Source organism: Pseudomonas sp. 02C 26, from assembly GCF_002843585.1.
Classification (GTDB): Bacteria; Pseudomonadota; Gammaproteobacteria; order Pseudomonadales; family Pseudomonadaceae; genus Aquipseudomonas; species Aquipseudomonas shirazensis.
Genome location: NZ_CP025262.1, coordinates 2,368,031 through 2,380,579, shown reverse-complemented (window position 1 = coordinate 2,380,579; position 12,549 = coordinate 2,368,031). Strand labels below are relative to the sequence as shown.

Sequence of the window (12,549 nt, the reverse complement as noted above, 5' to 3'; positions counted from 1 at the left end):
CTGCACATCACGCTACCCTGTCGCCAAACCAGCGCAGGGCAGCGCGCTGCGGTTAGCCCAGATCGTTGATGCACACCACTTTCGGCTGGGTCATATCTTCATAAGCGAAGCGCACCCCTTCCCGACCGAGACTGCCGTATTTGAAGCCGCCAAACGGCATGGCATCGAAGCGATAGTCCGACGAATCATTGATCATCACCCCACCCGCTTCGATCTGCCTGGCAAGCTTCAACGCCTTGGCCAGGTCACGGGTGAACACTCCGGCGTGCAGGCTGTATTCCGGCGCGTTGGCCAGCGCCACTGCTTCGTCCAGCTGGTCGAACGGCTCAAGAATCACCACCGGCGCAAACACCTCTTGCTGCCAGATCTGGCTGGCATGACTGACCTGTTCCAGCACCGTTGGCGCGTAACTGGCGCCCTTGCGCTGGTGACCGCAGAGCAGCTGCGCACCCTCGCTGAGCGCCTCGTTGACCAACTGTTCAGTGCGGCGCGCAGCCTGTTCGGTCACCATCGGCCCGACATCGGTTTCACGCAGGGCCGGGTCTCCCAGCACCAAGGCCCGTGCCTGGGCGACAAAGCGTGCGCGGAACGCTTCATAGATCGGCCGTTGCACCAAGATCCGCTGGGTGCCGATGCAGTTCTGCCCCGCCGCCCAGAACGCCCCGGAAACACACGACTCGACCGTGGGTTCCAGGTCGCAGTCTTGCAACACCAGCACCGGCGCGTTGCCGCCCAGGTCCATCGCCAGCTTTTTCAGGCCAGCACTGCGGGCAATCGACTCGCCGGTAACAAAGCCGCCGGTGAACGACACCATGCGCACCTCGCGCAGTTCGACCAGCGCCTTGCCCAACTCGACACCACCGGTCACGGCAGTGACCACCGAGTCCGGCAAACCCGCCTGCAGCAGGCATTCGACCAGTTTCAGGGCCGACAGCGGCGCCAGTTCGGACGGTTTCAGGATCAACCCATTGCCACCGGCAATCGCTGGCCCGAGCTTGTGTGCGACCAGATTGAGCGGGTCGTTGTACGGCGTGATCGCGACGATTAACCCCAACGGCTCTCGGCTGAACCAGCCCTGGCGCGATTCCGAGCCCTCATAGGCCTCGAACGGCACCACCTCACCGGCATTGCGCCGCGCCTCTTCAGCCGACAGTTTGAGGGTGTTGATGCAGCGTTTGACCTCTTTCTCGGCCTGGCGCAAGGTCTTGCCGGCCTCGGCGACGATCAATTCGGCAAACGCCTGGGCTTGCTCCTGCACCCGCCGCGCCGCCTCCTCCAACACACGTGCGCGCTGATGGCGCGGCATTGCCGCGGCCTGGCGCACACCTTGGCGGGCACGCTCGAGGATGGCCGGCACCGCACTGGCATCCAGGCACGGCACGCTGCCGATCAGGCGGCCGTCATAAGGGCTGAACACATCGATCTGCTGCGCTTCGACCAGTTGCACATTGACCTTGCTGGCTACGCTCATGGCTGCTCTCCGCTTACTGCTGCTGGCTGGTGTGGATGGCGACGATGTCCGAGAGCAAGGCAAAGGCGGTTTCGATCTTGCCTGCACCCGGGCCGGACACCGTGACTGCACCGACCAGCTCAGTGGTGAACGACACCGCATTGGTTGCCCCGCTGATGCCGGCCAGTGGATGGCTAAGTGGCAACAACCGTGCAGCGACGCTGGCTTGCACCGAGCCGTCGGCCTGGCGCTGGGCCGCACCGATCAGCTTCCAGCACTGGCCATTGCGGCTGGCGGTGGCGATGTCTTCAGCGCTGATGTTGCTGATACCCGAGCAGGCCACGTCGCTGATCTGCAGCTTGGCGTTGAGCAGTTCGTTGGCAAGGATCACTACTTTCAAGCGTACGTCATAGCCATCGACGTCGGCGCTTGGGTCAGCTTCGGCGTAGCCCAACTGCTGCGCCTGGGCGACCGCCGCAGCAAAGCTCAGGCCTTCCTGCATGCGCGTCAGAACATAGTTGGAGGTGCCGTTGAGGATGCCTTCGAAACCTTGCACTTCAGCTCCGGCCAGCGCCTGCCTGGCCAGGCGAATCACCGGCGTACCGCTCATGACCGAGCCTTCGTACTCGAAAGCGGCGTTGTTGCGCCGCGCCAGCGCCTTGAGCTCACTGCCGTGCAGGGCAATCGGGCCTTTGTTGGTGGTGACCACATGAATGCCGCTTTCCAGGGCCCAGCGGCAGAAGGTGGTGGCGGGTTCGCCGTCGACAGGATTGGTGAAGGTCGCCTCCGCGATGATGTCAGCGCCGGATTGCTTGATCACTGTCTCGGTGAAAGCTTCGGCGGTGCCACCGTGCAGCTTGGCAAAGGCGCCTTTCTCGGCTGGCAGGGCCACCAGCTGGGCGGCATCGAGACCGTCGCGGTTGACGATCGAGCCGAGGAAGATATCGCTGACGCCAACGATCTTAAGGCTGAAACCCAAACTTGCCTGCCAGCAGGCATTACGTTCGGCAACCAGTTGCGCCAGGCCACGGTTGACCCCACCAAAACCCACCAATGCAATTTTATATTCAGTCATGTCTGCGTTGCTCTCAGGCGTTGTTTGATGGAGTCAGCCTAAGTGTTCACCGCAGTCAGTTGAATTGGTCAGAATGCTGCATTTGTTGGTCGTTTTGCTCGCCTCAGTGCTCGGCCGAGAGCACGAACGAGGTCACTGTGTTTTCCACCCCGGACATGCCGGCGATCTCTTTCCAGACCATGTGCACACGCTCGGGCGAGGCGGCATTGACCCGCAGCATCAGGTCGAACTCACCGCTGAGCACTTCGCATTGGACCACCTCGGGAATGGCGCGCAAGCCGGCCAGCACATCGGCGCCGCGCATGCGGTCATAGCGGTAGACAAAGATCACCGCGCTGATCAATGACGAGGCCCGCCGCGAGTCGCCGAGGCGGATGGTATAGCCCTGGATCGCGCCATCGCGCTCCAGCCGCTCGATCCGCTGGCGCACCGCGTTACGCGACAGATTGACCTTGGCGCCAAGCTCGGCGTGGCCGATACGCGCATTGGCGGTCAGCTCGGCCAGGATATGTTCGTCCAGTGGATCAAGAATGCGCTTCATGGCCGCGCCTGCGTTGCTTGGCGCAGCGCCTGGATCAAGCTGGCCAGATCGCCCGTTTGCAGGCCCGTGCGCACCTCGTCCGGTTCGGCCAGGGCGGCAACCGGGCCAGGCCACACCCCAAGCTCCGCCAGCAGGCCAGCCGATTTGCTCGGCGCGATTTGCCCGAGGGTGACCATCGGCGCGCCCAGGCTGCGTCGCTGAATCCGCCCAGACAACGCGCCCACGGCAGTATGTGGATCAACCGCCGCGCCGGTCTCGGCAAACAAGCGCAGGACCTCTTCGCGAATCTGCAGCTCCTCAACCGCATGTGAGTCGAACAGCACCCGCGCCCGTAACCATTGCTGATTGCCGATGCTCAGCTCACCGCACGCCTCGAAGTGCTCCATCAACGCCCTCACCGCATGGCCATCATGGTCGTACAGCTCCCAGATAAACCGCTCGAGGTTTGAGTACAGCGAGAAATCCATCGCCGGCGACGAGGTGCGGCTGCTTTGCCGGGTCGAGTAGCGGTTGCGCTGGATGAAGTGATGCAGGGCGTCGTTGCTGTTGGTCGAAACGATCACCTGGTTGATCGGCAAGCCCATCTTCTGCGCGATGTAGCCTGCGTAGATTTCGGCAAAGCTCGCCGCGGGTACGCTGAAGGCCACCGGCCGCGTGCCGCCGCCAAGCTGCAGCGCGGCGTGAAAGTAATAGACGATCTGCGCCAGCACCCCGACCCAGTTGGTCGAGTTGAAGCAGATCGGCGTCACCTCAGGCAACGGCCACTGGCGCAGCAGGCGCGACACCAGGGTCTGACAGTCGTCAAAACTGCCCGCTACCGGGATCAGAGCGACCTGTTGCGGGTTTGCCTGGTGCAAGGCCGCCAACTGCGCCGGCGGCACACCCTGCTCGGGGTACAACACGGCCAGTTGAGCGTTGGCGCAGCCAGCAAAGGCCTCGATCGCGGCCAGCCCGGTCTCGCCGTTGGTGGCACCGATCACCAGCGCCCTGCCCTGTTGTTGCGGCAGAAAGTGCGCAACCAGGCGCGCCTGCAACTGCGCAGCAAAGTCCTTGGACGACTGCGTCGGGCCATGGAACAGCTCCAGAATCCATTCGTTATGGCCGATCTGCCTTAACGGCGTGATCGCCCGATGATCGAAGTCGCGGTAGCTGTCACTGAGCAGCGCGCGCAACGCCGCTTCGTCCATTGCTCCGCCCACGTAGGGCGAGACCACCCGCCAGACCAGCTCGTCGAACGGCAGCCACGACCAGCTGCCGATCTGCTCTGGAGTGTATTGCGGCACGGCCTGGGGCACGAACAAGCCGCCATCGTCGGCAAGCCCGGAGAGCACTACCCGGCGAAAATCGGCCAGCCCAGCTGCGCCGCGGGTGCTTACGTAATGCATGGTGACTCCTGATAAGAGCTACGCGATAAGGTCTACAAATGGCGATGGGCCTGTGCCACCAGCCAGGTGGAAAATGCGGCGGCCTCGGCGCTCAGGGTTTCGCCCTGGGCGCGGACCAGATAGAACGATTCGCTGGCTTCGATACGCTGGCTGAACGGCGCGACCAGCGCGCCAGACGCGAGCAGATCCTCGACGATGGATGAGCGCGCCAAGGCCACGCCCTGGCCCAGCTCGGCCATGCGCAAGGTGGAAACCATGGTGTCGAACTGCAAACCGCGCGAGTAATCCACGGCATCGGCACCGACTCGCTTGAGCCAATAGCCCCAGCCCTCTTCATAACCCAGCACATGCAGCAGCGCATGCCGGGCCAGGTCGCGCGGGTGTTGCAGGGGAGCGGCGGCGAGCAGCGCCGGCGAACAGACCGGTTGCAGCACATCCCAGGTCAAGCGCTGCGACACCAGCCCCGGCCAACTGCCGGCACCCCAACGGATCTCCAGGTCATCTTCACCGTCAGGCTCTTTCACCCACAGGTTGCTGATGAAACGGATGTCGATCAGCGGGTGCTCTCGGCAAAAATCCGCCAGCCGCGGTGCCAGCCAGTACTGCAGAAAACTCAAGCTGCCACGCACCTTCACCGGGCGGCGCTGGTTGTGGCCGAAGATCTCGTTGGTGCCTACCGCCAACCGGCTGATGGCGTCCTGCACCACCGGCAGGTAGGACTGGCCTTCTTCGGTCAGGCCCAGCCCGCGTGGCAGGCGCTTGAACAACGCGACCCCAAGGTGGCTCTCCAGCTGGCGGATCTGCTGGCTGACCGCGCCCTGGGTCAGGCACAGCTCCTCGGCCGCGTGGGTGAAGTTGAGGTAACGCGCCGACACTTCGAACGCCCGCAGCCAATTCAGCGGCGGTAGGGTTTTTTGATTCATCGGCGCAACCTCTTCGGCAATTGACTGCGTGCACTATCGCTTGTGCGGCTCAGGCGGCGCTAGCCGGACGCTGCACGCCAGCCTCGGCGCGCAGGCGCTGCGCACGTTTGTTGCGGGTCACCCAGTAGACGAAGTAGCACCAGGCTATGAACGGCAGGCCGAAGTACAGCGCTACCCGTTGCGCCGGGTCAAAGGCAATGCCGATACAGGCCAGCAGGCAGCAAGCGATCGCGCCCAGGGGTACCCAAGGATAGCCGCGCACGCGAAAGTGCAGGTCTTCGACCCTGCCGCCGTTGGCTACGTAGTGGCGGCGGAAGGCAATCTGGCTGGCGGCAATGCTCATCCATACCACCACCACGGCCAGCCCCGAAATCGACACCAGTGCCAGGTACACGGTATCCGGCGCCAACACACTGCTGAGCAACGAGGCCACGGCGCCGGCCATGCTCAGGATGATCGCGTTGACCGGCGTGCCGCGGCGCGACAGGCGTGCATAGCACTTGGGCATATGGCCCTGATCGCTGAGGGTCCAGAGCATCCGCGAGGCGGCATACAGGCCGGAGTTGGCCGCCGACAGCAGCGCGGTGAGGATCACGAAGTTCATGATATCGGCCGAGTACGGAATGCCGATCAGCTCGAACACCAGCACGAACGGGCTTTCGACCAGGCCGGCCTGTTCGCGCGGCAGCAAGGTGGCGAGCACGAAGATGGTGCCGACGAAGAACAGCGCCAGACGCACGATGGTGGTGCGGATCGCCTTCGGCACACTGGTCTGCGGGTCGGCCGCCTCTCCTGCGGCAATGCCGATCAGCTCGGTCCCGGAGAACGCGAACGACACCGCCAGCAAGGTCATGGCGATCGGCAGGAAGCCGGTTGGGAACAACCCTTCACGGGTAAAGTTGCTCAGCCCCGCGCCCTGCGCATGCTGCACATCGAACAGCCCGCAGATCGCGCCAGCGCCGATGGCGATAAACACCACCACGGTCAGGACCTTGATCAGCGACAGCCAGAATTCGGTTTCGGCAAACAGCCGGACCGACACCACATTGCTGATGAACACCGCCAACGCAAACAGCGCGCTCCAGATCCACACCGGCGTTTCCGGGAACCAGCGCACCATCAGGATGCCGGCTGCGGTGAACTCCGAGCCGATGGCCACCGCCCAGGTCAGCCAGTACAGCCAGGCCACGGTGTAGCCGGTGCCGGGGCCCAGGTAGCGGGTGGCGTAGCTGCTGAACGAGCCGGTTTCCGGCATCTGCACGGCCAGCTCGCCCAGGCAGACCATGACCAGATAGACCATTACCGCGCCAATCATGTAGGCGATCACTGCGCCCAGCGGGCCGGCCTGGTTGACGGTGTAGCCGGAAGTGAGGAACAGGCCGGTGCCGATCACACCGCCCAACGCCAGCATGACGATGTGGCGGGTTTGCATGTCTTTGTTGAACGCAGGGCCGCTGCCGGCCTGTGCGTCATTGTGCTCAGAGTGCATGGTTTTATTCTCATGAAAGGGATGGCGAACACGTCCCGCCGCGATGACGCCACGGTGAGTTCGGCAGCCAGCAGTTGTTGTTATTGTCGATTTTCATGAAGCGACCTGGCGACGTTTTTATCGCCAGGCCTTGAGCTCACGCTAGGCGTGCACTGCAGTGCACTGAGGTTGCGTACGCTGTCGCTCGCGCAACACGGCGCAGGCATCACGCAGGTCCGCGAGCAGGTCGGCGGTGTCTTCGATACCAACCGAGATGCGCACCAGGCCTTCGGAAATGCCCAGTGCCTGACGCTCTTCCAGGGTGTTTTCAACATGGCTGGTGGTGCGCGCCGGGCCATAGATGGTTTCGACCGCCCCCAGGTTGCCGGCACGGTGGGCGTATTTGAGCAGCGGCAGCAACTGCGCTACATCGCGCATGCCACCTTTGAGCACGAAGCTGACGATCGCGCCAAAGCCACGCATCTGCGCGCGGGCAATGGCATGCCCAGGGTGCTGGGCCAGGCCCGGGTAGTTGACTGCTTCGACCAAAGGCTCGGTGCACAGGTACTCCGCCAGCGCCTGGGCACTCGCTTGCTGCTGACGCAGGCGCAGGGCCAGCGTCTTGATCCCGCGGATGATCAGGTAGGCCGAGAACGGGTCCAGCGCGGCGCCATTGATTTCGCGGTAGTGGCGCACCTTGCTCATCAGTGCTTCAGCGCCGCAGGCAATACCGCCCAGCACATCGCCGTGGCCGGAGAGGAACTTGGTTGCGCTGTGCACCACCACATCAACGCCAAGCGCCAGCGGGTTCTGGTTCAACGGCGTGGCGAAGGTATTGTCCGCCACCACCAGCGCCCCTACCCGCTTGGCCGCTGCGACCAGGCGGCGGATGTCCAGCACCTTCAGGGTCGGGTTGGTGGGGGTTTCCAGGTACACCACGTTGCAGCCACGGGCGATCTCTCGCTCGATGGCCTCGGTGTCGTAGGTGTCGCACAGGGTTACCTCAACGCCCATTCGCGGCAGGAACTCTTCGAAGATCTTGTTGGTGCCGCCATAGCTGTCGCGGGTCGACACCACCCGTTGGCCACAGGCCAGCAGGCTGTGCAGCACGCCACTGATGGCGGCCATGCCAGAGCTGAAGGCGACTGCGGACTCGGCGGCCTCCAGCGCGCACAGCTTGTCTTCAAGCACGGCAACGGTGGGGTTGCTCATGCGGCTGTAGATAAACCCAGGCTGATTGCCCAGCGCCACGTCATACCAGGTATCAATATCGTCGTAGCCATAGGCGGCGCTGGCCACGATCGGGGTCTGGGTAGCGTTGTAAGGGTGGCTGACCTGCTCGCCGCCCCACACTACGCGGGTGCCGGCGCCGACCTTGGCGTCGAGGGTTTTCTTGTTGTTCATAGCCAGTCTCGCATCAAGGGAGCACGTCGGTGCTCCGTTTGGGTATGCGAGGACTATAGGGAAGGCCAGCAGCGCTGAAAAACGATGTAATGCTGGCCTGAGGGCGGTTTATTTTAATGGCTGGGGTGTTTCACAGCTGAAAGCGTTTCATCATCCCGTTCAAACCAATCGACAGGTTGGCCAGTTCCTGGCTGGCTGCGCTGATCTGGTCGGCGCCTTCCGAGGTCTGCAGGGCCAGATCGCGGATGTTCAGCAGGTTGCGATCAACCTCGCGCGCGACTTGCGCCTGCTCTTCGGTGGCGCTGGCCACTACCAAGTTGCGCTCGTGGATGGTCGAGGCGCCGTTGGTGATCTCATCCAGCGCCTCGCCGGCCAACTGCGCCACTTCGAGGGTATGCGCAACCTGCTGACTGTTGCTGAGCATCGAGTCGACCACCCGCGCGGTACCGGTGCGGATGGCATTGACCATTTCCTCGATCTCCAGCGTCGAGCTTTGGGTACGCGCCGCGAGCGCTCTGACTTCATCGGCCACGACCGCAAAGCCTCGGCCAGCCTCACCGGCCCGTGCGGCTTCGATGGCCGCATTGAGCGCCAGCAGGTTGGTTTGCCCGGCAATCGCACCGATCACATCCAGCACCTTGCCCACCTCCTGCGACTGCACCGACAACGCCTCGATCTGCGCCGAGGCCTCCTGCACGTCATGGCGCATCTTGCCAATCGAGCGAATGGCTTCGGCTACCCGCTCGCGCCCGCGCTGGGCCGCTTCTTCGGACTCGCGTGAAATGCTCGAGGTGCTGACGGTGTTGCGCGCCACCTCTTCCACCGCCACGCTCATCTCGGTGACTGCCGTAGCGGCTTGCTGGATCTCGTCGGTTTGCCGGCTGAGGTCAGTGGAGGTCTGCCGAGTGATCGCCGACATCTGTTCACTGGCTGCTGCCAGTTGCTGGGACGAGTCACCGATCAAGCGCAGCGCATCCTTGAGGCTGGCCTGCATGGCCGCCAATGCACGCATCAACTGGCTGGCTTCATCGTTGCCGCTAGCCACCACCGCCTGCGACAGGTCACCGGCGGCGATGTCCTGGGCCACGGCAATCGCCGCACGTAGCGGGCTGACAATGCTGCGGGTGAGCAGCCAGGCCAGGCTGATTGTCAGGAGCAGCACCAGGCCGACCACGCTCGCAGTCAGCCACAAGGCGCGCTGATAGTCCTCGCGGGCCTCGGCGGTATGTGCGGCGGCCGCCTCGCTGCTGAGCTTGACCAGGCTGTCATACAGCTCTCCGGTGCGGGTGGAGATATCCTGCATGGTGCCGCTGAGCATGCCCTGCATCGGCTCCAGCCGATTCTGATCGGACAAGCCCTTGTACTGGTCGAGCAGTACCCGATATTGGCTGATCAATTGCTGCATCTCGGCAAACACCGGCTTGGCCTGCGCCGGCATCACCGCGCTGTAGCCCTGCAGGCCCTTGTCCAGCAGGCCTTTGAGCTCCTCCAGGCGCGCCAGGGTGGGCGCCAGTTGTGCAGGCTGACGGGCGATGGCCATGCGCATGGTGATGATACGCAGCCCCAGCATGTGGCTGCGCACTTCGCCAAGGTAGCGCGTGCCGACGTTGGTCACCTGTTCGGTGTACACCACCGCTTCGCGCATGGTGGAGATCTTGTTGATGGAAAACACGCCGAGGATCACCACCAGTGCGGCGATCAGGCTGAAACTCAAGTAAGAGCGAGTGGCAATATTCAAGTGGCGCAAGGACATGGCTAGACTTCCGAATGCGAAGGGTGAGCTGCACTACCCATTACGTTCGGCGCCTTTTGGCCAAAATTGAGCGCTCAAAAGCGGATCATGCTCGATAATCGAACAGTTCCAGCGTGGCGCTCAGCAATCCGCCTGAGTGTCCTCGCCCGGAGCGCTGCGCCGCGCTCGGCGGCAGCGCTCAGAGCAATATCTCACCTCATCCCAGCACCGCTCCCAGCGCTTGCGCCAGCTGAACGGCAAGCCGCAGACCGGGCAGACCTTTTGCGGCAGATGGGTTTTTTTCAAAGCGTTTCTCCTGCGTCGAGCCTGGCCAGCAGCGTCTCAGCACGCTGCCAAAGCGCTTCTCGGCGTTGCGGGTCCATCCCGGCCAGGCCGCGATAGACCTGCGCCAGCCGCGGGTTGAGCGCCAGTTGCTGTTCATGGCGCATGAGGAAGTGCCAATACAGCGCGTTGAACGGACAAGCCTGCTCGCCCAGCGACTGCTCGACCTGATAAACGCAGTTGCCACAGTAGTCGGACATCCGCTGGATATAGCGGCCGCTGGCGCAATAGGGTTTGGAGCCCAGGTAGCCGCCGTCGGCATGCATGACCATGCCCAGCGTGTTGGGCAACTCAACCCACTCGAAGGCATCCAGATATACCGCCAGGTACCACTCGCAGATCTGCGCCGGGGCGATGCCGGCGAGCAAGGCAAAGTTGCCGGTGATCATCAGCCGTTGAATATGGTGTGCGTAGCCCAGCTCGAGAGTCTGCCCGATCGCCTGAGCCATGCAGCGCATGCCGGTGTTACCGGTCCAATAGAACTCGGGCAGCGGACGCTGGTTGCCAAAGGTATTGAGCTCGGCGTACTCCGGCATGCGCAGCCAATAGATGCCATGCACGTACTCGCGCCAGCCGATCAGTTGGCGGATGTAGCCTTCGGCCGCGTTCAGCGGCACGCGGCCCTGGCGGTAAGCGGTTTCGACATCGCTGCACAGCTGGCGCAAATCCAGCAGGCCGATGTTCAGCGCCGCGCTGATGCGTGAATGGAACAGAAACGGCTCACCTTCAGCCATGGCGTCCTGATAATCACCGAAGGCGGCCAGGCCGAAGTCGAGAAAGTGCTGCCAGAGCCCCTGCGCCTGGGCATGATCGACTGGGTAGTCGAAGCCGTCGACCTTGCCGTAGTGGCTGGCAAAGCGCTCGCGCACCAGCGCCACCACCGCTTGGGTGATCGCGTCCTGGCTGAACCGCGCCGGGAACGCCCCGCGCAGAGTGCGTGGCAGGCTCTTGCGGTTGTCGCGGTCAAAGTTCCAGGCGCCGCCCAGCGGGCTGCCATCGTCTTCGAGCAGCAGCCGGCAGCGCTTGCGCATCGACCGATAGAATTGCTCCATCCGCAGCTGCTCGCGGCCTGCCGCCCAGCGGGCGAAGGCCTGGCGCGAGCAGAGAAAGCGCCGGTCAGGGTGCCACACCTGAGCTACCGGGCAACTGCGTAACGCTTGCTCGAGGCGCCACTCGCCGCATTCGGTGAAGTGCACTTCGCTTGCACCAAGCTCGGCCTGCCAGCGTTGGACTTCACCGGGCAGGCTATGGGTATTGCTGGAAGCATCGAGTTCAACATAAATCACTTGCCAACCATGCTCACGTAAAGCTTTAGCAAAGTGTCGCATCGCGCTGAAAATCATGATTATTTTTTGCGGATGATGCGGCACGTAGCTCGCCTCGTCCTGCACTTCAGCCAGCAGCAGGATGTCACGCTGCGGGTCCAGTGCCTGGATCGAACTCAGGTCGAATGACAGCTGGTCACCGAGTATCAGGCCCAGTCGCGGAGTACTTGCGGCTACCACGTCTGCTCCAGTGACAATGGCAGGCGCAATGGCTCGATCTGGCCTTCGCGCTGGCCGCACATCTCATCGTGAACCACATGCTGGACGAGCACGCAGCGCATTGCCGGGAAGCCCGCGAGCAAACTGCGCAAGTGCGTCGACGAGCGCAGATGCATCGGCCTGCCGCCCTCACCGGCCAAAGTCTGCAGGCCTGTTGCGGTACGCACCCTGAGCAGGTAAATGCCGCCCTCCAGGGACAGCAGCTCAAGCTCGTCGACTGAATCCGCATCAGCAAGACTGCGCAACTGCTGCAAGGTGATCGAGGTAGTACGGGTAGCGTCGGTCATGTGGGAGCTCCCTGTGACAAAATGGCGATTCTTGTACAATCCGCAATGCGTGTATAAGTCTATAGCCTAGACGCAAAGATATCAGCAGCCACCGCGCATGGAGCTCTCATGAACAGGTTCAACCCCCGCAAACTGGCGCTGTCGAAATGGACAGCACGCGCGCCGCAAAACCGCGAGAAGCACTTCATCGTCACCCAATTGCTGTGTGATGACGAAGGCACGCCGCTGCAAGTCGAGCTGCAGGCGGTGCTGACCGGGCGCAGTGAAGTGTTCGACTGGCAGGAACTGCGCGACTCCACCCGGTGGCTGCTGGGCTGGAAGTGAGCCTGACCGCGAACGGGGCACTTAAGTTCTCATACTTGTACAACAATAAATATTTGTACAATTATTGGCGGTAG

The 12,549-nt window shown here is 63.0% G+C and carries 12 protein-coding genes; 1 reads left to right on the top strand and 11 read right to left on the bottom strand.

Annotation, left to right across the window (positions count from 1 at the left end; translation table 11 throughout):
• Positions 1 to 52: 52 nt before the first annotated feature.
• The 11 genes from CXQ80_RS10755 to CXQ80_RS10705 form a co-directional block, all read right to left on the bottom strand.
• Positions 53 to 1,471: an aldehyde dehydrogenase family protein gene (locus CXQ80_RS10755; protein ID WP_101319225.1), complete on the bottom strand. Its 1,419-nt coding sequence runs from the start codon at positions 1,469 to 1,471 to the stop codon at positions 53 to 55.
• 13 nt (positions 1,472 to 1,484) lie between these two features.
• Positions 1,485 to 2,525 carry a homoserine dehydrogenase gene (locus CXQ80_RS10750; protein WP_101319223.1) on the bottom strand — a complete coding sequence of 347 codons (1,041 nt, stop codon included), beginning with the start codon at positions 2,523 to 2,525 and terminating at the stop codon, positions 1,485 to 1,487.
• A 103-nt stretch (positions 2,526 to 2,628) separates the two neighbouring features.
• Positions 2,629 to 3,066 (bottom strand): Lrp/AsnC family transcriptional regulator, encoded by a 438-nt coding sequence (locus CXQ80_RS10745; protein ID WP_101319221.1) that lies wholly within the window; start codon positions 3,064 to 3,066, stop codon positions 2,629 to 2,631.
• Positions 3,063 to 4,451 (bottom strand): threonine synthase, encoded by a 1,389-nt coding sequence (thrC, locus tag CXQ80_RS10740; RefSeq protein ID WP_101319218.1) that lies wholly within the window; start codon positions 4,449 to 4,451, stop codon positions 3,063 to 3,065. The genes CXQ80_RS10745 and thrC overlap by 4 nt, the downstream gene beginning before the upstream one ends.
• A gap of 32 nt (positions 4,452 to 4,483) precedes the next feature.
• Positions 4,484 to 5,374, bottom strand: a complete 891-nt coding sequence (locus tag CXQ80_RS10735; RefSeq protein WP_101319216.1) for a LysR substrate-binding domain-containing protein — start codon at positions 5,372 to 5,374, stop codon at positions 4,484 to 4,486.
• 49 nt (positions 5,375 to 5,423) lie between these two features.
• Positions 5,424 to 6,863: an amino acid permease gene (locus CXQ80_RS10730; protein ID WP_101319213.1), complete on the bottom strand. Its 1,440-nt coding sequence runs from the start codon at positions 6,861 to 6,863 to the stop codon at positions 5,424 to 5,426.
• A gap of 141 nt (positions 6,864 to 7,004) precedes the next feature.
• Positions 7,005 to 8,246, bottom strand: a complete 1,242-nt coding sequence (locus CXQ80_RS10725) for a cystathionine gamma-synthase family protein (protein ID WP_101319210.1) — start codon at positions 8,244 to 8,246, stop codon at positions 7,005 to 7,007.
• Positions 8,247 to 8,376: 130 nt separating this feature from the next.
• A complete protein-coding gene (locus tag CXQ80_RS10720) occupies positions 8,377 to 9,999 on the bottom strand; it encodes a methyl-accepting chemotaxis protein (RefSeq protein ID WP_101319208.1) in 1,623 nt (540 codons plus the stop codon).
• 120 nt (positions 10,000 to 10,119) lie between these two features.
• Positions 10,120 to 10,284, bottom strand: coding sequence for a DUF2256 domain-containing protein (locus tag CXQ80_RS10715; RefSeq protein WP_101319206.1), 165 nt, complete (start codon positions 10,282 to 10,284; stop codon positions 10,120 to 10,122).
• Positions 10,281 to 11,825 carry a cryptochrome/photolyase family protein gene (locus CXQ80_RS10710; RefSeq protein ID WP_101319204.1) on the bottom strand — a complete coding sequence of 515 codons (1,545 nt, stop codon included), beginning with the start codon at positions 11,823 to 11,825 and terminating at the stop codon, positions 10,281 to 10,283. The genes CXQ80_RS10715 and CXQ80_RS10710 overlap by 4 nt, the downstream gene beginning before the upstream one ends.
• Positions 11,819 to 12,124, bottom strand: a complete 306-nt coding sequence (locus tag CXQ80_RS10705) for a DUF6482 family protein (protein ID WP_101323011.1) — start codon at positions 12,122 to 12,124, stop codon at positions 11,819 to 11,821. Before CXQ80_RS10705 ends, CXQ80_RS10710 begins: the two co-directional genes overlap by 7 nt.
• Positions 12,125 to 12,259: 135 nt before the next feature.
• Between CXQ80_RS10705 and CXQ80_RS10700 the strand changes: the two genes are divergently transcribed.
• Complete coding sequence (locus CXQ80_RS10700; protein ID WP_101319202.1) at positions 12,260 to 12,475, top strand: TIGR02450 family Trp-rich protein; 216 nt, start codon at positions 12,260 to 12,262, stop codon at positions 12,473 to 12,475.
• The last annotated feature ends 74 nt before the right edge of the window (positions 12,476 to 12,549 follow it).

Excerpts from the sequence above, each read along its gene's own strand:
- CXQ80_RS10720 (WP_101319208.1), bottom strand. The coding sequence starts at position 9,999 with ATGTCCTTGCGCCACTTGAATATTGCCACTCGCTCTTACTTGAGTTTC.
- CXQ80_RS10735 (WP_101319216.1), bottom strand. The coding sequence starts at position 5,374 with ATGAATCAAAAAACCCTACCGCCGCTGAATTGGCTGCGGGCGTTCGAA.
- CXQ80_RS10700 (WP_101319202.1), top strand. The coding sequence starts at position 12,260 with ATGAACAGGTTCAACCCCCGCAAACTGGCGCTGTCGAAATGGACAGCA.
- CXQ80_RS10755 (WP_101319225.1), bottom strand. The coding sequence starts at position 1,471 with ATGAGCGTAGCCAGCAAGGTCAATGTGCAACTGGTCGAAGCGCAGCAG.
- thrC (WP_101319218.1), bottom strand. The coding sequence starts at position 4,451 with ATGCATTACGTAAGCACCCGCGGCGCAGCTGGGCTGGCCGATTTTCGC.
- CXQ80_RS10725 (WP_101319210.1), bottom strand. The coding sequence starts at position 8,246 with ATGAACAACAAGAAAACCCTCGACGCCAAGGTCGGCGCCGGCACCCGC.
- CXQ80_RS10745 (WP_101319221.1), bottom strand. The coding sequence starts at position 3,066 with ATGAAGCGCATTCTTGATCCACTGGACGAACATATCCTGGCCGAGCTG.
- CXQ80_RS10750 (WP_101319223.1), bottom strand. The coding sequence starts at position 2,525 with ATGACTGAATATAAAATTGCATTGGTGGGTTTTGGTGGGGTCAACCGT.
- CXQ80_RS10730 (WP_101319213.1), bottom strand. The coding sequence starts at position 6,863 with ATGCACTCTGAGCACAATGACGCACAGGCCGGCAGCGGCCCTGCGTTC.